The 19,235-nt window shown below is 71.1% G+C and carries 18 protein-coding genes and 2 pseudogenes; 11 read left to right on the top strand and 9 right to left on the bottom strand.

What is annotated here, in order from left to right:
* Window positions 1-273: 273 nt before the first annotated feature.
* The 3 genes from E1267_RS20320 to E1267_RS20310 are packed head-to-tail and all read right to left on the bottom strand — an operon-like array spanning window position 274 to window position 1,614.
* Complete coding sequence (locus E1267_RS20320; RefSeq protein WP_132334164.1) at window positions 274-681, bottom strand: hypothetical protein; 408 nt, start codon at window positions 679-681, stop codon at window positions 274-276.
* Window positions 678-926, bottom strand: a complete 249-nt coding sequence (locus tag E1267_RS20315) for a hypothetical protein (protein WP_132334163.1) — start codon at window positions 924-926, stop codon at window positions 678-680. The genes E1267_RS20320 and E1267_RS20315 overlap by 4 nt, the downstream gene beginning before the upstream one ends.
* Before the next feature lie 58 nt (window positions 927-984).
* The gene (locus tag E1267_RS20310; protein ID WP_132334162.1) at window positions 985-1,614 is read right to left on the bottom strand and encodes a TetR/AcrR family transcriptional regulator; all 630 of its coding nucleotides are present in this window, start codon (window positions 1,612-1,614) and stop codon (window positions 985-987) included.
* 106 nt (window positions 1,615-1,720) lie between these two features.
* On the opposite strand from E1267_RS20310, the gene E1267_RS20305 reads away from it, so the two are divergent.
* Both E1267_RS20305 and E1267_RS20300 read left to right on the top strand, forming a co-directional pair.
* Entirely contained in the window at window positions 1,721-3,166 is a 1,446-nt protein-coding gene (locus tag E1267_RS20305; protein WP_246064066.1) for a DHA2 family efflux MFS transporter permease subunit, read from the top strand.
* A gap of 165 nt (window positions 3,167-3,331) precedes the next feature.
* Window positions 3,332-3,688 carry a cupin domain-containing protein gene (locus E1267_RS20300; protein WP_132334160.1) on the top strand — a complete coding sequence of 119 codons (357 nt, stop codon included), beginning with the start codon at window positions 3,332-3,334 and terminating at the stop codon, window positions 3,686-3,688.
* Between the two features lie 276 nt (window positions 3,689-3,964).
* Here E1267_RS20300 and E1267_RS20290 read toward each other — a convergent pair whose 3' ends face one another.
* Window positions 3,965-5,119, bottom strand: coding sequence for an RtcB family protein (locus E1267_RS20290; protein WP_132334159.1), 1,155 nt, complete (start codon window positions 5,117-5,119; stop codon window positions 3,965-3,967).
* A 344-nt stretch (window positions 5,120-5,463) separates the two neighbouring features.
* Between E1267_RS20290 and E1267_RS20285 the strand changes: the two genes are divergently transcribed.
* From E1267_RS20285 to E1267_RS20275, 3 genes are read left to right on the top strand one after another with little or no spacing between them, the layout of a single operon-like run.
* The gene (locus tag E1267_RS20285; RefSeq protein ID WP_246064063.1) at window positions 5,464-6,306 is read left to right on the top strand and encodes a DUF1996 domain-containing protein; all 843 of its coding nucleotides are present in this window, start codon (window positions 5,464-5,466) and stop codon (window positions 6,304-6,306) included.
* Between the two features lie 57 nt (window positions 6,307-6,363).
* Window positions 6,364-6,909 carry a DUF305 domain-containing protein gene (locus tag E1267_RS20280; RefSeq protein WP_165959702.1) on the top strand — a complete coding sequence of 182 codons (546 nt, stop codon included), beginning with the start codon at window positions 6,364-6,366 and terminating at the stop codon, window positions 6,907-6,909.
* Window positions 6,910-6,918: 9 nt separating this feature from the next.
* Window positions 6,919-7,590, top strand: coding sequence for a phosphotransferase (locus E1267_RS20275; RefSeq protein WP_132334156.1), 672 nt, complete (start codon window positions 6,919-6,921; stop codon window positions 7,588-7,590).
* A 30-nt stretch (window positions 7,591-7,620) separates the two neighbouring features.
* Here the strand turns inward: E1267_RS20275 and E1267_RS20270 are convergent, their stop codons facing one another.
* The 3 genes and pseudogenes from E1267_RS20270 to E1267_RS47935 all read right to left on the bottom strand — a co-directional run.
* On the bottom strand, window positions 7,621-8,415 hold the full coding sequence (locus E1267_RS20270; RefSeq protein ID WP_246064061.1) for an SDR family oxidoreductase: 795 nt from the start codon (window positions 8,413-8,415) through the stop codon (window positions 7,621-7,623).
* 78 nt (window positions 8,416-8,493) lie between these two features.
* Window positions 8,494-9,114: a phosphotransferase gene (locus E1267_RS20265; protein ID WP_246064060.1), complete on the bottom strand. Its 621-nt coding sequence runs from the start codon at window positions 9,112-9,114 to the stop codon at window positions 8,494-8,496.
* A gap of 69 nt (window positions 9,115-9,183) precedes the next feature.
* Window positions 9,184-9,372 (bottom strand): annotated as a pseudogene (locus tag E1267_RS47935) (hypothetical protein); the annotation flags it as partial.
* On the opposite strand from E1267_RS47935, the pseudogene E1267_RS20260 reads away from it, so the two are divergent.
* From E1267_RS20260 to E1267_RS20250, 3 genes and pseudogenes are all read left to right on the top strand, one after another.
* Window positions 9,371-9,668 (top strand): annotated as a pseudogene (locus E1267_RS20260) (MFS transporter); the annotation flags it as partial. The pseudogenes E1267_RS47935 and E1267_RS20260 overlap by 2 nt on opposite strands.
* A 208-nt stretch (window positions 9,669-9,876) precedes the next feature.
* On the top strand, window positions 9,877-11,565 hold the full coding sequence (locus tag E1267_RS20255) for an ABC transporter ATP-binding protein (protein ID WP_132334153.1): 1,689 nt from the start codon (window positions 9,877-9,879) through the stop codon (window positions 11,563-11,565).
* Window positions 11,566-11,568: 3 nt separating this feature from the next.
* On the top strand, window positions 11,569-13,329 hold the full coding sequence (locus tag E1267_RS20250) for an ABC transporter ATP-binding protein (RefSeq protein WP_132334152.1): 1,761 nt from the start codon (window positions 11,569-11,571) through the stop codon (window positions 13,327-13,329).
* 89 nt (window positions 13,330-13,418) lie between these two features.
* Here E1267_RS20250 and E1267_RS20245 read toward each other — a convergent pair whose 3' ends face one another.
* Window positions 13,419-14,807, bottom strand: a complete 1,389-nt coding sequence (locus E1267_RS20245; protein WP_132334151.1) for an alpha/beta fold hydrolase — start codon at window positions 14,805-14,807, stop codon at window positions 13,419-13,421.
* 159 nt (window positions 14,808-14,966) lie between these two features.
* On the bottom strand, window positions 14,967-17,030 hold the full coding sequence (locus tag E1267_RS20240) for a S9 family peptidase (RefSeq protein WP_132334150.1): 2,064 nt from the start codon (window positions 17,028-17,030) through the stop codon (window positions 14,967-14,969).
* A 44-nt stretch (window positions 17,031-17,074) separates the two neighbouring features.
* On the opposite strand from E1267_RS20240, the gene mshB reads away from it, so the two are divergent.
* From mshB to E1267_RS20225, 3 genes are read left to right on the top strand one after another with little or no spacing between them, the layout of a single operon-like run.
* Window positions 17,075-17,980 carry an N-acetyl-1-D-myo-inositol-2-amino-2-deoxy-alpha-D-glucopyranoside deacetylase gene (gene mshB, locus E1267_RS20235; RefSeq protein WP_132334149.1) on the top strand — a complete coding sequence of 302 codons (906 nt, stop codon included), beginning with the start codon at window positions 17,075-17,077 and terminating at the stop codon, window positions 17,978-17,980.
* Window positions 17,981-17,991: 11 nt separating this feature from the next.
* A complete protein-coding gene (locus tag E1267_RS20230) occupies window positions 17,992-18,405 on the top strand; it encodes a DUF6113 family protein (RefSeq protein WP_132334148.1) in 414 nt (137 codons plus the stop codon).
* Window positions 18,406-18,423: 18 nt separating this feature from the next.
* Window positions 18,424-18,927, top strand: coding sequence for a flavin reductase family protein (locus tag E1267_RS20225; RefSeq protein ID WP_246064058.1), 504 nt, complete (start codon window positions 18,424-18,426; stop codon window positions 18,925-18,927).
* The last annotated feature ends 308 nt before the right edge of the window (window positions 18,928-19,235 follow it).

The following is a 19,235-nucleotide window of genomic DNA, read 5'->3' as shown; positions in this document are numbered from 1 at the left end:
GACGCCCGCATCCACGAGGAGCCCTGCATGTCGGGGCGCGAACAATTGAGTATGTTGGGGAACATGCAAAGGGGCATGACGTCACGTCGGCGTTCCTGGCCCCGTTCGCCATGAAGGGCTTTCAGCCCGATCGGGTCGCCGCGGCACGTCGCAGGGGAGATGCGCTGCTGGTCGACCTGCCTGGGCTGCTCGGAGCCGTCGAGCCTGTGGAGGTTCCCGGCTCGTGATCGCGTGGCCGGCAGGGGCGAGTGAGGCAGCGGCCGGAAGGCCCGGTCAGGCGGTCTGGCGGGACTCGTCGTTGGCGTTGGTGCGGATCTGCTGGATGCGCTGCTTGGTCAGGCCGAGCAGCTCGCCGATGTCGCCGTCGGACAGGCCCAGCTCGTGCATGTGCTTGACCCGCTTCTTCAGCGTGCGCGTGTAGTCCTCGGCGATCGCGGCGGCCTGGCGCTGGAGTGCGGCGAAGTCGTCGAGGTCCTGCTCGGACAGGCCGGGCAGTGCGTAGTGGAAGACGGGCGCGGGCGGCCGCTCGCGGTCGGCGAACAGGAACGGCAGCCCTTCGGTGACGTCGGCGTGCAGCTCCTTCAGCGTGCGCGCGGACATGCCGCCGGCCACGCCGTCCACCTGGGCCAGCCACAGGCTGCCCGCCAGCGTGATGTGCACGTCAACGCGGTCCGCGGTCATGCGTCCTCCAGCCAGTGGTCGCCGAACAGGTGAGCGAGCCCCTGCTCGAGGGAGTCGACCAGGTGGGGCGTCTCCCCGGGGTAGAGCGGGACGATCGCGCGGGCCGCGACGCGGCCCTCGGCGTCCCACAGCAGGAGGAAGCGTTGCCGCCTGGTCGTCTCCGCCCAGTCGCAGCGCAGGCCATGGGTGTGGGAGAGCCCGATGATCCGGTCGCGGATGGCCGCGTAGTCGTCTCGTTCCACCACACGCGGCAGACTATATCCCTTGCCTACCACCGACAAGAGGTCTTGTCGCCGACATTCGCTATGGTGTGTCCCGGGCCCAGGCGCGCAGGAAGGTGCACACGGCGGCGCGGGCCAGGTCGCGGAGTTCGGTGTCGCCGATCTGGCGGGTGCCCAGGCGGGAGCGGGCCTCCAGTGGGCCGAGGAGCAGTGCGAGGAACTGCTCGGCCGCGAGGTCGGGGTCGGTGGCGCGCAGGCGGCCGGAGAGTGTGAGCCGGGCCAGGCGGTCGGCCAGCGCCTGGGTGAGGTGGTGGGGGCCGCTGCCGGTCACGACGTCGAGAATGTCAGGAAATCTCGTGATCTCGGAGTAGAGCAGCCGTTTCAACGCGCACGAACGTTCGTCGGTGTGCAGTCGCAGCAGCGCGTGGGCGACGTCCTCCAAAGCGCCGGCCAGATCGTCGCCCGGGTCGGCCAGCGGCGCGAGCGCGCCGATCCGGGCGTCGAGCGCGGCCTGCGAGGCGGCCTCCACGGCGTGCCGGAACAGCGTGGCCTTGTCGGTCATGTGGTTGTAGACCGTCGGTTTGGCCACGCCCGCCTCGTCGGCGATGTCCTGCACGCAGGCCTGCGTGTATCCCAGGCGGGCGAACACGGCGAACGCGCCGTCGAGGATCGCCTGACGCTTGTCGATGCGCCCGCGGGCGCTGGTGGCCATGACCGCGATTGTACGCCCTGGTTCAACACTATGGACGTACGGGTTGCATGCGAACGCATGAGATAACTACGTTGAACTCATGAGTTCAATGCCGTCGGATAGCCGAATGGATGCCCGGCTCCTGGGCATGATCGGCGTGATCCTGCTCGGCGGGTTGCTGGGCATTCTCAACAGCACGATGGCCGCCGTCGCCATCGACACCCTGGCCGGCGCCTTCTCCACCTCGCTCAGCACGGTCGGCTGGACGTCCACCGGCTTCCTGCTCGCGGTCACCGCCACCATCCCGTTCACCACGTGGGCCGTCGACCGGTTCGGCGGCAAGCGGCTGTGGCTGACGGGGCTCGCCCTCTTCCTGGCCGGATCGTTCCTGGCCGGGCTGGCCTGGAACGTCGGCAGCCTGATCGCCTTCCGGGCGCTCCAGGGGTTCGGGGCAGGACTGCTCGACCCGCTCGTGCTGATCCTGCTGGCCAGGGCCGCGGGACCGCGCCGCGCCGGACGCGTGATGGGGCTGATGGGCGTGGTGCTGTCACTCGGGCCCGTGCTCGGGCCGATCGCGGGCGGCGTGGTGCTCGCCGGTCTGTCGTGGCGGTGGATGTTCCTGCTCAGCGTGCCCGTCGGACTGGTCGCCCTGCTGCTGGCCGTACGCGTGATCCCTGCCGACGGGCCGTCCGGCGGGTCGTCGGATGGGTCGTCGGATGGGTCGTCCGGTGGGTCGTCCGGTGGGTTGCCCGCCCGGCTGGACGTCGTCGGGCTGGCGCTGCTCGGGCCCGGATTCGCGGCCGTCGTCCTGGCGCTGTCGCAGACGGCCGAGCAGGGGTCGTTCGCCGCCTGGCAGGCGCTGCTGCCGCTGGCCGCCGGCGTGCTGCTGCTGGCCGCGTACGCCGTCCACGCGCTGCGTGCGCGAGCGGGGAACGCGCCGCTCATCGACCTGCGCCTGTTCGCCAGCCGCGGATTCACCGCCAGCGTCACGATCATGGGGCTCGGCGGGTTGTCCCTCTTCGGGGCGCTGTTCGCGCTGCCGCTGTACTACCAGCAGGCGCACGGGCACGGCGTGCTCGCCGCCGGCCTGCTGATGGCCCCGCTCGGGCTCGGCGGCTCGATCGCGATGCCGCTGGCCGGGCGGCTGTCGGACCGCATCGGCGCGCGCGGCCTGGCCGTCGGGGGCGTCATCGTCGCCCTGCTCAGCGCGGTGTCCTTCACCCGGATGGGAGCCGACACCCCCGAGATCTGGCCGGCGCTGGCGGCGCTCACGCTCGGGCTGGGCAGCGGATGTTTCAGCGCGCCCACCATGGGTTCGCTCTATCGCACGCTGCCCGGGCCCATGGTGGCGCAGGGCAGCTCGGTGCTCTACATGCTCAACCAGCTCGGCGCCGCACTCGGGGTGGCGGTCGTCACGCTCGTCCTGCAGACCGTCGGCGACGTGATCACCGGCTTCCACGGCATCTTCTGGCTCGTCGTGGCAGTGCTCGTGATCGTGCTGGCGGTCATCCCGCTCCTGCCCGGCAGGGCGCCTGCGCAGGTCGTACAGGAAGAGCCGACGAGAACCCGATGACGGCGTGGCGCGTCCCGGACGGTCACCGGCGGCTCATCCCGCGCCGCGGCACCGGCATGCGGAAATTGGGTCATGATGAGAACCAATTGCGCGGGATTGGCTCTGTGAACGAGCATTTTTCGCGGCTTGGATGTTTTCTCGTACACCAACCGCCGAGGAGGAGAAATGGCTGTCGAAGTCAGCGCTCAGGTGTCGGTTCCCGAGGTCATCGGCACGTTGCCGGGGCCGTGGCAGCAACGACAGCTCGCCGAGGTGAACGACGCGGTGGTCCGGCTGGCCCGCTTCCACGGTGCCTTTCCGTGGCACCACCACGACGAGGACGAGCTGTTCCTGTGCTGGGACGGAACGTTCAGCATCGAGCTCGAAGGGCGGGAGTCCGTCATCATGCGGACGGGAGATGTCTTCGTCGTGCCCCGAGGATTGCGGCACCGGCCCGTGGCCGACGAGCCGGCGCACGCGCTCATGGTGGAGAAGCCGGAAACGAAGCAGTACGGCAGTCAGCCCGAGAACGGACAGGTGTGAAACGCTCCACCCGATGGACGGCTCACCAGCGCTCCACGAGGTGCTCGCGGCCGGGCGGCGGATCGTAGGGCTCCGGCCAGTAATCGGTGACGCGGCTGATCAGCCCCTGGGGCGAGGCCTCGAACAGACGCACGCGTCCAGCGGCTCATCGCCGACGCGAGCGTCGATCCACGCCGCCGCATGGAGACCGTCGGCGACGACGCGCCGCACCCGTAGGTGCCAGTCGCCGCGACGATCCCTGTTGAACTGGAGAAAGGCCGGCTTCCCGCGGGCCGGTCAGCCCTTGTAGTTGAAGATCTGGCGCAGCGTGTGCTGCACCTGCACCAGGTCTCTCTGGTCCGCCATCACCTGGTCGATGGGCTTGTACGCCTCCGGGTGCTCGTCCACCAGGGCGGCGGCCCGGTCGGCGTTCCAGGTGCGGCCGCTCATGGCCGCGGTGAGCGAGGACGCCGACAGCTCACGCTTGGCCTTCGTACGCGACATGCGGCGGCCCGCCCCGTGGGAGCACGAGGTGTACGACTCGGGGTTTCCCCGCCCGCGCACGATGTACGAGCGCGTGCCCATCGAGCCCGGGATCACGCCCTCGTCGCCGCTGTCGGCCTTGATGGCCCCCTTGCGGGTGATCCACAGCGACTTGCCGTAGTGGGTCTCCTGCTGGGTGAAGTTGTGATGGCAGTTGATCGTGCGGACGCGCCGTCCCTTGCCGGCGACGCGGAACAGGGCGTTGATCAGAACCTTGTCCATCCGGGCGCGCGAGGCCATCGCGTAGCGCTGAGCCCACAACATGTCCTCGACGTACGCGGTGAACTCCGGCGTGTTCTGGACGAAGTACGCCAGGTCAGGGTCCTCCAGGCCGACCTGCTGCCTCTTCATCATCTTCTTGGCGCCCGTGATGTGCAGCTGGGCGAGCTGGTTGCCGATGCCGCGCGACCCCGAGTGCAGCACCGTCCAGACGCGGTCGCGCTCGTCGAGGCAGACCTCGACGAAGTGGTTGCCGGAGCCGAGGGTGCCGAACTGGTCGGCCACCTTCTTCGTCTGCTTCGGGTTGAGGTCGGTGTGGGGAAGCCCGAGGTCGCTGAGTGCGCGGTCGGTCGACGGGTCGTCGTGGCCCTTGCCGACGCCGGCGGGGATGCGCTGCTCCACCAGCGGCATGAGGGCCGCGAGCGTGTCGGGCAGGTCCGAGGCCGTGAGCGTCGTCTCCGTGGCCACCATGCCGCAGCCGATGTCGACGCCGACGGCGGCGGGGATGATCGCGTTCTCGGTGGGGATCACGGAGCCGACCGTGGCGCCGATGCCGACGTGCGCGTCTGGCATGAGAGCGACGTGGCCGGAGACGAACGGCAGGCGGGCGGTGCGTGCGGCCTGCATGATCGCGGCTTCGTCGATCTCGCTGGCCCACGACAGCAGGTTCGGTGCGGGCTGGTTCGGCATGACAGAGAACTCCTCACTGGGTCTTGATCAGTGTGGCTGGACCAGCAAGGATTTCCCACTTATTTTACGCAGCCCCGGACGGAAGCGCTTCCCGGCCGAGCACGGGCAGAGAGAGCGTTTTCTCGCCTATCGGGCCGGTTTTCACATAGTAACAAGCATCTTGACAGCGGTGTGAGTGGCGAGGACTCTTCTAGTCAGGGAGCGCTCCCCGAAAAACACCCCCTGCTTCTCACTTTGACGGAGACGTCGTGAGTCCACCCCCCCGGCCCCGGCGTACGACGCCTGAGGGCCTTCCAGCGCCCTTTCACCGTGCGGGTCCGCCGATGACCACCAAGGGAGCCGCCATGCCCGTTTCCCGACTTCTCGCGTTACTGTCCGTGCTGATCGGCATGGTCGCCGTCGTGCCCCGGCCCGCGGCGGCCGAGCCCGTACGGGTGGCGGAGTTCCTCGCCGACTGCCCGTTCAGCCACCGGCTGCCCGACGACCCGATCGTCTTCCCCGGCCTGCCGGGCGCCTCGCACATGCACAGCTTCTTCGGCAGCCGCGTCACCAACGCCCACACCCAGCTCAACGACCTGCTCAACGGCGCCACGAACTGCAACCCGGCCGTGGACAAGTCGTCGTACTGGGTGCCGACCCTCTACAGGGACAACGCTCCCGTCGAGCCGGCCATCGTCACGTTCTACTACCTCGGCGAGGGCGTGCGTGACGACATCGTCGCAATAACCCAGCCGCTGCCGCTCGGGCTGCGGATCGTCGCGGGCAACGCCATGGCGACCGGGCCCGACCACACGACGATCTCCCGGTGGTCCTGCCTGCACGCCGGGCACGTGGGCGCCTCGAAGGACTTCGTCACCTGCCCGCCGGGGACGATGCTGGAGTCGTACCTCGACTTCCCGCAGTGCTGGAACGGGCGTGACCTCGACTCCGCCGACCACAAGAGCCACATGGCCTACCCGGTGGCCGGCGCCTGCCCGAGTACGCATCCCGTACCGGTGCCCAAGCTGCGGCAGGTGATCCGTTACCCGGTGAACGGCGACCCGTCGCACTTCCGGCTGGCGTCGGGAGGCGGGTTCACGATGCACGGCGACTTCTTCAACGCCTGGCCGGAGGGGGAGATGGAGCGCCGGGTACGCGACTGCATCCGTCCGGTGATCAAGTGCGGCGCCGACGGGCGGCCGTCGTAACTCCTGTCCGTCGCCCGGGCGGGCCGTCCCGCCCGGGCCTTCCCGGAGGTCGTACGCGTGTCACGGGTGCTCGGGTCCCTGCTGCTGACCGTCCTGCTGCTCGGCTGCTCGGCCGCCCCCGCCCCGGCCCCCAGCGGATCCTTCACCACCACCGACGTGGCCTGGCTGCAACTGGCCGAGGCGCTGCACACGCGGGCCCTGCCGCTCCTTGAGCTCGCCGGGGACCGCACGGCCGACCGGCCGCTCGCCGGGCTGGCCGCCCGGCTCGGCGAGAAGCACGAGAGCGAACGCGGCCGGCTGCGTGCCCTGCTCGCCCAGGCCCGGGTCACCGGCGGGAACCCGCACGAGCAGCACGACATGCCCGGCATGCCCACCGCCGCCGACCTGGAAACGCTGTCGGAGCTGCGGGACGACGCGTTCGACCGGCGGTTCGTCACGTTGTTGCGGGCGTACCTGAAGCAGCTCGCGCTGGTGGCGGACGGCGAGCAGAACGCGGGCGGCGCGCGGCAGGCACGCGAACTCGCGGCCTCCATGCGGCGCGACCACACCGCAGACCTGGGCGAGCTGGATCGCGTCGCCGGGCGTCATGAGGCGGCCCGGTAGGTTGGCCCGATGGAGCTCGGGGAGTTGCTGGGGTCGGGACGCAGCGCCGATGTGTACACGATCGGCGAGGACCTGGTCCTGCGCCGCTACCGGTCGGATCTCGACGCGCGCAGGGAGGCCGCGGTCATCGGGTACGTGGCCGCGCACGGCTATCCCGTGCCCCGCGTGCATCCTGGGGATCAGCCGGCCACCGACCTGGTGATGGAGCGGCTGACCGGGCCAACGATGTTGCACGCGATGCTCGGCGGCGAGCTCAGCCCCGAGGCGGCGGGCGACGGCATCGCGCGGCTCCTGCTGCGCCTGCACCGCATCCCGGCGCGGTGCTCGGCCGACCCCCGCGATCGGGTGCTCCACCTCGACCTGCACCCGGACAACGTCATGCTCACACCCCGCGGCCCGATGGTGATCGACTGGTCCAACACCGAGGAGGGTTTGCCTGAGGAGGACTGCGCCATCTCGGCGATGATCCTCGCCCAGGTCGCGGCCGACGACGAGGACGGGCGGGCGCCGGCGGCACGGGCGGCGGTCAGCGCGCTGCTGGCCGGGCTGGGCGCCGCGATGGACTATGGCGATGCGCTGGAGCGGGCCAGGGACCGGCGGGGCGCGAACTCCACGATGACCGCCAGGGAGCTGAGCCTGCTCGACGCGGCGACGGCCCTGGTGCGCGAGCTGGGCCGGTGAGCAGCGTCCGGCGCGCGGGCGACGGCCGCCTCACGGCCGCCAGGCGCCCCGCGCGGCCGCCTCGGTGACGTAACTCTCGAACGGCTTCGGCGGCCGGTCGGTCACCTGGCTCACGACCTCGGTGACCGGCTGGTCGCCGAGGGCGCGCAGCGCGGCGAACGCCTTGGCCGCACGGATGGCCTCGCCGGAGAAGCCCTGCGCCGCGATGTATTCCTCCTCGCCGCCCAGGTAGGTGATCTCGCGGCCCACCGCCCAGCCGATGATCTCCGCGGCCTCCCCGAACGACAGGGCGCGCGGCCCCGTGATCTCGAAGGAGCGGCCCGCGTGGCCGTCCTGCGTGAGGGCCGCGGCGGCCACCGCGGCGATGTCGTCGGCGTCGACGAACGCCTGGCGCACGGTGCCCATCGGCAACATCAGCTCGCCCGCCATGACCGCGGGCCGCAGGAAACCCTCGTCGAAGTTCTGGTGGAACCAGCTCGGCCGCAGGATCGTCCACCCGGCGCCGCTGTCGCGGACGGCGCGCTCCGCGGCCATCAGCCGCTCGTCGCCCATGACCTCGATGCCGCCGCTGGACAGCAGCACGATGTGCCCGACCCCCTGGTCCGCCGCCAGCGACACGAACGCCGGATCGATCGGGACGCCGTCGGGGGCCATGAGGAAGACGCCGGACACCCCTCCCACCGCGGGCTCCCATGTGCCGGGACGCGCCCAGTCGAACGCGGTCTCGCCGCTTCTGGAGGCGGCGCGTACGGCGTGGCCTGCCGCACGCAGCCGCTCAGCCACGCGCCGCCCGATGGTGCCTGTCGCGCCGAGGACTAGGATCACGTGCCGAGTCATGCCCCGAGTCAGGCAAAGGACACCGACAGAACCTGTCAAGGACGTCCGGCGGCCCGCGTCATCCGGTCATTCGGCCCAGGCGGAGGTGGTGTCGAGGCGCTCGCGCCACACTTTCTCCCCGCCCCCGCCGGGCTCCCATCGGCCGCAGAAGCCGAGCAGGTCGCGGCAGCGCGCCAGCATCGCCGCGTGGCGCTCGGGCCAGCCGGGCACGGGTTCGCCGTACGCGGCGAAGAAGCAGGGCAGCAGCGGCACGTGCTCGGGGTGGTGCGTACGGACGATCCACTCGCACCAGGCGAGGTCCTCGACCGGCCGCCCCGGATGGGCCCACTCCCAGTCGAGGATCGCTGTCGTCTCGAACGTGACCGGGTGGAACAACATGTTCTGCGGCCCGTAGTCGCCGTGCACGATGCCGAGCCGGTGGATGCGGGCCAGCATGCGGCCGCACTCGGTGAGCACCTCCGGGGCGCGGCCGTCGTCCAGCAGGTCCTGGCCGTGGGAGCCCTCGACCCAGCGGGTGGTGAGGCTGGTCGCGGTGACCTGGTGGACGCGGGGCACGGGGATGCGGCCGCGCAGGCGGCGCAGATATCTGCTCTCCGTGCTGAGCCTGAACGCCGACTCGGGCCCCTGGTAGCACTTCACGACCAGGGCGCCGTCGCCGACCGTGCTGTTGGTGTACCCGTGCTTCACAAGGGTCGATTCTGGCGCACCCCGACCCCTGCCGGGTGCCCCGGCACGCCATCGCCCGCGCCTCCGATACACGATGTAAGGACGGAACAAACAGCCCAACGAGGTGGAAAGTGCGCGCATCTGGGGGCTGAACGGGAGAAGCGTGAGCAGCGCCGTCCCGGCCGTGGTGTGCACCGTGTAAAGAATGCCCGCGCGGGCGCTCCCACCGCGCACCCTCACGTCGTCACCTGAAGTGAGACTCTGTTGCACAAAGTGCATGTTAGGACTTTGTGCGGGCCAGGTGCGGAACCTGGCGCCGGCCACGGCGGCCTTCGCGGTGACGTTCTGGGCATGGAACCTCGTCGGCCCGCCGTCGGGGAGCTACAGCGGGTGGTTGCGGCTGTCGCCCACGCAGCTCTCGCTCCTGGTGGCGATCCTGTGATCGTCGGCTCGCTGGGACGCATCCCTACAGTCATGCCGGCCGGTTCGGCGGGCGGCGCATGTTCGCGGCCGTCTGCTTCGTCTCGAACGTGCCCGTCCTGTTCACCGGCCGGGCCCACTCGTACGGCCGGCTCGGCTATTTCCCGCCGCTCGTCATGGGGGCCGTCCACGCCGCCACCGAGGCGTGCACGATCGGCTACTCTCTCCTCGCGGTCACGGCGCTGGTGACGCTGGCGTACCCGATGCGGGCCCTCACAGGGACCGAGCGCCACCAGGGGAACGTTCCAGCAGGTCGAAAACCGATTGCCGGGCCGCCCCGCACCTTGTCAAGGTTGTCAGGCTATGCGCTCCCTTCCTGAGGCCGATCCCGGCGTGCCCGACATCCGCAGCCCGCTGCGCTATTTGTGGTGGACCGCGCGCAGGCAGTGGTCGACGCTGCTCACGGGCATCGGCTTCGCCACCCTGTGGTGGCTGGTGCAGGCCCTGATGCCGGCCGTGCTCGGCAGGGGCATCGACGCCGTCACCGCCAAGGACTCCCGCGCGCTGCTGCTCTGGGCGGGCGTCCTGCTGGGGCTCGGCCTGCTGCAGGCCTACACCGGGCTGATGCGGCACCGGATGGCCGTGCAGACCTGGTTGTCGGCCGCCTACCGCACCGTGCAGGTGACCGCCAGACAGGCCGCCAGGCTCGGCGCCACGCTGCCCAAACGGCTGTCCACCGGCGAGGTCGTCAGCGTCGGCAACTCCGACATCGCCCACATCGGCAGCTCCATGGACATCCTGCTGCGCGGCACCGGCTCCGTCGTGGCGATCGTCACTGTCACCGTGATTCTGATCTCGACCTCGCTGCCGCTCGGCCTGCTCGTGTTGTTCGGCGTGCCGATCATGGCCCTCGCCGTCTCGCCGCTGCTGCGCCCTCTGCACCGGCGGCAGCGCAGGCACCGCGAGCTGGTCGGCGACCTGTCCACCAGGGCGAGCGACATCGTGGCGGGTCTGCGGGTGCTGCGCGGCATCGGCGGCGAGCAGGTCTTCGCCGGCCGTTATCGCGAGGAGTCGCAGCTCGTCCGCCAGGCCGGCGTCGGCGTGGCCAGGATCGAGTCGGTGCTCGAAGGAGCCCAGATCGTGCTGCCGGGCCTGCTCATCGCCGTCGTCACCGGCGTCGGCGCCTCCTTCGCAGTCGCGGGCGAGATCCCCACCGGCCAGCTCGTCTCGTTCTATCTCTACGCGGTCTTCCTCATCGGCCCCCTACGCACCCTCACCGAGGCCGCCGACAAGCTCACCAAAGGCCACGTCGCAGCAGGCCGCGTGATCCGCATCCTGTCGATCGAGCCCGAGGTCTCCGGCGGCACGGCGAGCAGCCCCGGCGGCGTGCTGCGCGATTCCTACAGCGGCGTCACCCTCCAGCCGTGCTCGCTGACCGCCGTCGCCGCCGACTCGCCCGACGACGCCGCCGCCATCGCCGACCGGCTCGGCCGTTACGCCGACGGCGACGTCACCTTCGGCGCGGCCGACCTGGCCGACCTGCCCCTCGCCGAGATCCGCGCCCGCATCCTCGTCGCCGACAACAGCGCCCGCCTGTTCACCGGCCGCCTGCGCGACGAGCTCGACGTGCGCGGCGGCGCCACCGACGCGCAGCTGCGCGAGGCGCTCCACGCGGCCTGCGCCGACGACATCGTCGAAGCCCTGCCCGACGGGCTCGACACGGTCGTGGCCGAGGCCGGTCGTGAGTTCTCCGGCGGGCAGCAGCAGCGGCTGCGCCTGGTCAGGGCGCTGCTGGCCGACCCCGAGGTGCTCATCCTGGTCGAGCCCACCAGCGCCGTCGACGCCCACAGCGAGGCCCGCATCGCCGGGCGGCTGGCCAAGGCCCGCGCCGGCCGCACCACGCTGGTCTGCACGACCAGCCCTCTGGTGCTCGACCGCACCGACCACGTCATCTACGTCGAGGACGGCAGGGTGCTGGCCGAGGGCACGCACCGGCAGTTGCTCGACAACACGCCCGCCTATGCCGCGACCGTGACCCGCGGGGAGGACTGACACATGACCCGCGAGATCCTTCCGGTCGCCGACCGCAAACAGGTGCGCGCCTACGCCAGGCGGCTGACCCTGCGCTATCCGCGCGAGCTCACCGTCGCCCTCCTCCTGCACGGGCTGGCCGCCGTGGCCGGGCTGGCCGTGCCGTGGCAGCTCGGCAGGCTGGTGCAGGACGTGCAGTATGGCGGCGAGGTCAACGTCGTCGTCGTGGCGGCCGCCATCGGGGCGTTCCTGCTGCTGCAGGGCGTGCTCGTCCGCTACGCCGTGCTGGCCTCCGCCAGGCTCGGCGAGAAGGTGCTGGCCGAGCTGCGCGAGGATTTCGTCGACCGGGTGCTCGGTTTGCCCTTGTCCACCGTCGAACGGGCCGGTGCCGGCGACCTGATCACCAGGACCTCCCGCGACGTCGACGCCCTGTCGCGCACCGTGCGGCACGCCGTCCCCGAGACGCTCATCGCGTCCGTCACCTTCGTGATCACCGTGGGCGCCCTGCTCCTGGTCAGTCCGCTGCTCATGCTGCCCATGCTGATCGCCGGCCCGGTGTTGTGGATCTCCAGCCGGTGGTATCTGAAGCGGGCGCGCGACGGCTACCTCCGTGAGAACGCCGCCTACGCCGACCTCACCGAAGGGCTGGCCGAGACCGTCGAGGGCGCCAGGGCGGTGGAGGCGCTCGGGCTGCAGGAGCGGCGCAGGGCCCGCACCGACGACGACATCGCCCGCTCGTACGCCGCCGAGCGCTACACGCTCCACCTGCGCTCCATGTGGTACCCCGCCGTCGAGCTGGGCTATGTGCTGCCCGTCGTGGCCACGCTGCTGGTCGGCGGCCTCTTCTACACCAGCGGCTGGGTCACGCTCGCCCAGGTGACCACCGCCACCCTCTATGCCCAGCAGCTCATCGACCCACTCGACAGGTTCCTCATGTGGATCGACGAGCTGCAGGTGGGCGGGGCATCCATGGCCCGGCTGCTCGGCGTGGCCAACGTGCCCGACGACCGGGTGACCTCCGCGTCGTCGTCTCCCTCCGGCGAACTGCTGGAGGCGTCGGACGTGCGCTACGCCTACCGTGAGGGCCGCGACGTGCTGCACGGCGTGTCGCTGACCGTGCAGCCGGGAGAGCGGCTGGCCATGGTCGGTCCGTCGGGCGCCGGCAAGTCGACGCTGGGGCGGCTGCTGGCCGGCATCCACGGGCCGCGCGCCGGCTCGGTGGCGGTGGGCGGGGTGCCGTTGGTCGAACTGCCTCTCGACGACCTGCGCGGCCACGTCGCGCTCGTCACCCAGGAACACCACGTGTTCAAGGGGACCGTACGCGACAACCTCGTGATCGCCCGCTCCGACGCCGACGACCAGGCCGTGCGGACGGCGCTCGAAGCGGTGGACGCGCTCGACTGGGTGCTGGAACTGCCCGACGGCCTGGAGACCCGGGTGGGCTCCGGAGGGCTCGCCGTCTCGCCCGCGCAGGCCCAGCAACTCGCCCTGGCCCGCCTCGTGCTCGCCGACCCGCACACCCTCGTGCTGGACGAGGCCACCTCTCTCATCGACCCACGGGCCGCCAGGCACCTGGAACGCTCGCTGGCCGCCGTACTCGACAAACGGACGGTCATCGCGATCGCCCACCGCCTCTACACGGCGCACGACGCCGACCGGGTTGCCGTCGTGGAGGACGGACGCATCAGCGAACTGGGCTCCCACGACGAACTGGTGGCGGCGGGTGGCTCCTACGCGGCCCTCTGGACCAGCTGGCACGGCACCCCCTCCACCCCCAACCAGTGACGCCCCTGTCTCGCGCGGTGTGACAGCCTCCGTCTTGTGCGTGGTGACGGACCCGGGGCGTCCCGTGGCGACGAAGCCGGGGTCCGTGGTCAGCATCGGGTGGTCTTGGCGGGGACGGTGCGGTCGGTGAAGTAGCGGTTGATGTGGTCACGGGCGCACTCGTTGAAGCCGTAGAGCGTGTGGCCGGGCCCGTCGTGGTGGACGACGGCGCTGCCGGGGACCGACGACAGTGCTCGGGCCACCGCGTCGGACTCGCCCCACGCTCCCGCCCCGAGCAGGGGCGGCAGACCCTTGGGGAGGGGAGCGGGCTTGTTGGTCACGGGCACCGGCCAGCCGATGCAGCCGAGCGTCGCCGTGGCAAGGGTGTTGGCGGTGCCCGCGTCAGGGGCAATCTGGCGTAGGCGGGTGTTGGTGGCGGCCAGCTCCTTGAGGCCGGCGATGCGGGGCCAGTCGGTGCACTCCGTGACGCCCGTGGACTGGTCGGGGTAGCGGGCGCCGCGGGCGGGCACGAAGCCGGACGCGTCTCCCTTGGCGGCCTTGCGGATCGCCTGCGCCAGGCCGGGCCAGGCCGGCTTGCCCTGCCGGGCCCGGCCGATGGCGAAGGACTGCAGGTCGCGGCCGTTGTAGGCGACGCTGGCGGTCGTGGTGGGGACGGGGGTGCGCTCGGCCCTGGCGATCAGCGCCCGCCAGCGGCCGGGCACGTCGGAGCAGTCGTTGGCCCTGCACCAGGTGAAGAAGCGCCGCAGGGAGCTCTCGTTGGCCTTGGCCGACTCTTCCAGCTCACGTTCCCAGCTCGCGGTGCTGTGGTTGATCGTGCCGTCGAGGACCATCGTGCGGATGCGGCCGGGGAAGAGACGGGCATATGCCTGGCCGAAGATGCCCGCGTAGGAGGCGCCGTAGAAGTTGAGCTCGCCGTCGCCGAGGGACTCCCTGATGGCCTCCATGTCTCTGGCGTGGTCGGCCGAGCTCATGTGGGCGAACAACTCGGGGTCTTTCAGGCGGCAGGCCTCGGCGTAGCCGCGGTTGGTGTCGGACAGTCGGCCGAGGGAGGCGTCGTCTTCCGGGGCGTCGGGGATGGGGACGCGGGTCCACGAGCACCGCAGGCCCGTGCTGAGGCCCTGGAACTGCTCGCCGTAGCCGCGAGTGTCCCACGTGACGATGTCCATACGCTCGCGGAGCGCGGCCCACCAGCCCGGGTTGGCCTGGGTCAGGGCGATGCCGGGACCGCCGGGACCGCCGTAGGCCACCAGCACCGACCCCTCCGAGGCGCCGGTGGCCTTGAGCCGCCCCAGTTTCAGGGTGATCGTGCGGCCGCCGGGTTTGCTCCAGTCGACCGGGACCTTGAGGTCGGTGCAGACCATCCCGATCTTGTCACGGGGGCAGGGGCGCCACTCCTGGGCGGTGGTGGTCGCCGCCGCGGCCGGGGCGGTCAGGCTCGCGCCCAGGAGCGCCAGGGTGAGGGCGAGGGATCTCAGCATGGCGTTCACGATCCCGCAGCGGGTGGCGGGATCGCGTCGGACCAGGGTTTGATCTTCGCGGCGCGGGTGTCGGACTTGGGTTTGTCAGACCCTCAGTTCGGTGCGTACGGTGGCCGCCGGGAACGTCCCTGGTCGGTACGGTCGCCGCTCCAGGATGGGTCAGCCCAGCGCCTGCTTGAGGAAGTCCAGTTGCAGCAGGAGCAGGTTCTCCGCCACCACCTCCTGAGGCGTCATGTGCGTCACCCCCGACAGCGGGAGCACGCTGTGCCGGCGACCCGCCGCGAGGAGCGCCGAGGACAGGCGGAGAGTGTGCGCGGCCACGACGTTGTCGTCGGCCAGGCCGTGGACCAGCAGCAGCGGGCGTTCCAGTTTGCCGGCGTCGGCGAACAACGAGGACTTCTCGTACACCTCGGGCTGCTGGTCGGGGTGGCCCAGGTAGCGCTCGGTGTAGCACGTGTCGTACAGCCGCCAGTCGGTCACCGGCGCCCCCGCGACCGCCGCGTGGAACACGTCCGGGCGGCGCAGCACCGCCAGCGCGGCCAGGTAACCGCCGAACGACCAGCCGCGGATGGCGACCTTCGTCAGGTCGAGGTCGTCGGGGTACTGCTCGGCCACCCCTTGCAGGGCGTCGACCTGGTCCTCCAGCGCCGGGGTCGCCAGGTCGTTGAGCACGGACCGCTCGAAGGCCGTGCCGCGGCCGGGGGTGCCGCGCCCGTCGGCCACGACCACGGCGAACCCCTGCTCGGCGAACCACTGGCTCTCCAGGAAGATGCCGCGCTGGTTGAGCACCCGCTGGGCGTGCGGGCCGCCGTACGGATTCATCAGGACCGGCAGCCGGCGGGAGCCCTGCTCGTGCCACGACGGCAGCACCACGGCGGTGGCCAGGTCGCGACGGCCGGAGCGGCCGAGCGAGACCCGCATGTCGAGGCCAGGACGCTCGGCGTACGACGGGATGGGCACCGCCGTGCCGTCGCGCTTCACCACCGTGGTCGAGACGCCTTCGGCGGCGAGGCTCTGCTCGGTCAGTACGCCCACCCCACCCGACATGCGCCCCGAGAACACCCCGGAACGGGTCGAGACGGGCAGCAGGGAATGGCCGTCCCACGTCCACAGCTGGATCTCGGTCGGGTCGCCGCTCGCGCTGAACAGCACGCTGTCGTGGTCGACGTCGAGCACGGCCCGCACCTGCAACGTCGGTGGGGTGACCGGACGGTCGTCGATGTAGAGCCGGTGGCCGCCGTCGGCGGAGGCCACCCAGACCAGCGACCCGTCGTCGAGGTGTGCGGGCACGCCCGTCACGATGTCGACCCAGGCCGGATCGGTGTCCTCGCGTACCAGCGTGCTCGCGCCGGTCGCCGGGTCGACGGTGAACAGCCGCATCGTCTTCTGGTCGCGGGTCATCGTCACGATCGACAGCGCGTGGGAGTCCCAGGCGGCGGTGGTGAGGTATTCCTCGGTGTACGGCACCGCGACGCGCGACCCGTCGAGCCCCAGCACGAACAGCTCGGTGACCGCGTTGGCCGTGCCGGCCGCCGGGTAACGCTGGACCGTGGCCGGACGGTCGGGGTTGGCCGGATCGGCGATGTGCCAGACGTTGACCGGCGCCTCGTCGGCCCGCTCGACCAGCAGCGCGTCGCTCGACGGCGCCCACCAGTAGCCGCGCATCCTGTCCATCTCCTCGGCGGCGATGAACTCGGCCAGCCCGTACGTCACCGTCCCCGACTCCGGCGTGGCGAGCGCGCGGTCGGCGCCGGAGAGCACGTCCTGGACGCGCAGGGCGCCGCCGGTGACGTAGGCGACGTGCCGCCCGTCGGGGGAGAGCCGGGGGTCGATGACCGCGCCCGGAGTGTCGAGCCGGTGCGCCTGGCCGCCGGCCAGGTCCACCACGTAGAGTTCGCCGGACAGGGCGAAACAGGCCCGGGTCACGGCGGTGTCGGTGGCGTAGGAGACCACGCCGCCCGCGGACTCCCTGCTGCGCTCGCGCCTGGCCCGCTCTTCCGGTGGCAGGTCCTCCTCGTCGGCGTGAAGCGTGCGCGGATCGACGATCAGGCGTTCGACGTGGGTCTCGGTGTCGAGCTCCCACAGGCAGGTCACCGGGTCGTCGCCCGACTGCGTGCGCAGGAAGATCACCCGGCCGCCGTCAGGGGAGATCCTGAAGCCTCTGGGCACTCCGAGGGTGAACCGGCGGGTCCTGGCCGACAGTCGCGGGAAGCTCTCACTCATGGGGCCAATCCTGCCAGGGACGCATGATTGTTACGCTCAGGGCTATGACTGATCGACGGCTCCTGCTCGTGCACGCCCATCCGGACGACGAGTCGATCGGCACCGGGGCGACCATGGCGAAATACGTCGCCGAGGGCGCCCACGTCACGCTGGTGACCTGCACGCTCGGCGAGGAAGGCGAGATCATTCCCGGTGACCTCGCCCATCTGGCGGCCGACAGGGACGACGCGCTGGGGCCGTACCGGATCGGCGAGCTCGACGCCGCCTGCAAGGCGCTGGGGGTCGAGGACCACCGCTTCCTCGGCGCGCCGGGGCACTGGCGCGACTCGGGCATGATGGGCGTGGCCTCCAACGACCACCCGAAGGCCTTCTGGCAGGCGGACCTCGACGAGGCCGCGGGCGAGCTGGTCAAGGTCATCCGCGAAGTACGCCCTCAGGTGCTGGTGACGTACGACGAGAACGGCTTCTACGGCCACCCCGACCACATCCAGGCGCACCGCGTCTCGCGGAGGGCGTTCGAGCTGGCCGCGGACCCCGGCTTCGGCACGGGCACGCCGTGGCGGATCGCGAAGTCCTACCACACCGCCGTCGCCAGGTCCGTGCTGCGCCGCAGCTCGGAGGCGCTGCGCGAGGCCGGGGTCGGCTTCCTCGTGGAGGACGTCGAGGACATGGCCTTCGGCTGCGCGGACCAGGACATCACCACCGAGATCGACGCGCGTCCCTGGATCGGCAACAAGATCGAGGCCATGCGGGCCCACGCCACGCAGATCACCGTGGCGGAGCCGTGGTTCGCGCTGTCCAACAACGTCGGCCAGGAGATCGCGGGGGTCGAGCACTACACCCTGGCGATCGGGTCGCCGGGCCCGCCGGTGCCGGGGCCGCCCGTGGAGGCCGGAGGGCTCGGCGAGCCGTACAACCGCGAGAACGATCTCTTCGCAGGCATCCACTAACCTCAGTCGCTATGGAACATCGCAGCCAGGCCGAGTCGGCGCTGGGCGGGGCGGCGTACGGCATGTTGTTCGTGCTCGGGGTCGTGATGGCGGTCGTCGGCGGCTTCACTCATCCGGCGTGGCAGATGGACGGGGTGCCGATGGCGGCGCTGGTCTGGGTGCTGGCGTTGTTCGGGGTGAGCCTGGGGGCGGGCCGGCTGATGCGCGCCCGGCTCGGGGCGGTCGCGACGGCGGTCGGGTGGCTGCTGGTGACGATGCCGTTCACGCTGGAGCTGGGCGCGGGTGACCTGGTGATCGCGCGGGGCGCTCCGGGCTACATCTATCTGTACGGTGGTCTGCTGGCCCTCGTGGCGGCCTACCTGCTGTCGCCCTCGTCAGGGGGTTCCTGGTTGTTGCGAGGGTACTCTCCGAATAATCCCATGTAGCGGCATAAAGTATCTTTCGTGCATTTCATCGAGCGGCACGTGGACCCCGCAACCCATCGCAAGGTCGTCGGCCGCTTCGCCACCGGAGTCGCGATCGTCACGACCCGCCGCGACGGCGTCGACCATGCGATGACGATCAACTCCTTCACCTCCGTCTCCCTCGAACCGCTGCTCGTGCTCTTCTGCGCCGAGAAGGTGGCCCGGTTCCATGAAGCGGTGCTGGAGACCGGGGTGTGGGGGGTGTCGGTGTTGCCGGCCTCGATGGAGGACGCCTCACGCTTCTTCGCCCACCGCGGGCGACCGCTGAACGGGCAGCTCGCACGGTGGCCGCACCACCGGGGCGAGACGGGGGTGCCGTTGTTCGACAGGGCGATCGCGACGGTGGAGTGCGTCACCACGGCGGTGCACGACGCCGGCGACCACTCGATCGTGGTGGGTGGGGTGAGGGCGCTGAGCACGCCCTCGGAGGAGGCGCCGCTGCTCTACCACGAGGGCCGCTATCACAACCTTGATCTGCCGTAAGCGGCTTGCGCGGCCCATGATTCGGGCCAGGCACGCGGCCTGGCCCGAATCACTGGGTCCGATCCCGCGTCACTGGGCGGGAGCACTCTCCGAAGGCGGCGGCGGGGCGCCGGTGTCCGTCGGAGGCGTGTCCGTGGGTGCGTCCGTGGGCGGCGGCGTGTCCGTCGGTGCCTCGGTGGGCGGTACGTCGGTCGGCGGCAGCGAGGCCGGTGGACAGGTCGGGATCTCCTCCGTGGGGCTCGTCGAAGGCGGCACGCCGTCCGTCGGCGGCGCGGTGTCCGTCGGGGGCTCCGTCGGGGGCTCCGTGG

Origin of the sequence: Nonomuraea longispora, assembly GCF_004348345.1 — a bacterium.
Taxonomy (GTDB): domain Bacteria; phylum Actinomycetota; class Actinomycetes; order Streptosporangiales; family Streptosporangiaceae; genus Nonomuraea; species Nonomuraea longispora.
Note: the sequence above shows the minus strand (reverse complement) of the source record. Positions and strands in the feature narration are given on the sequence as shown.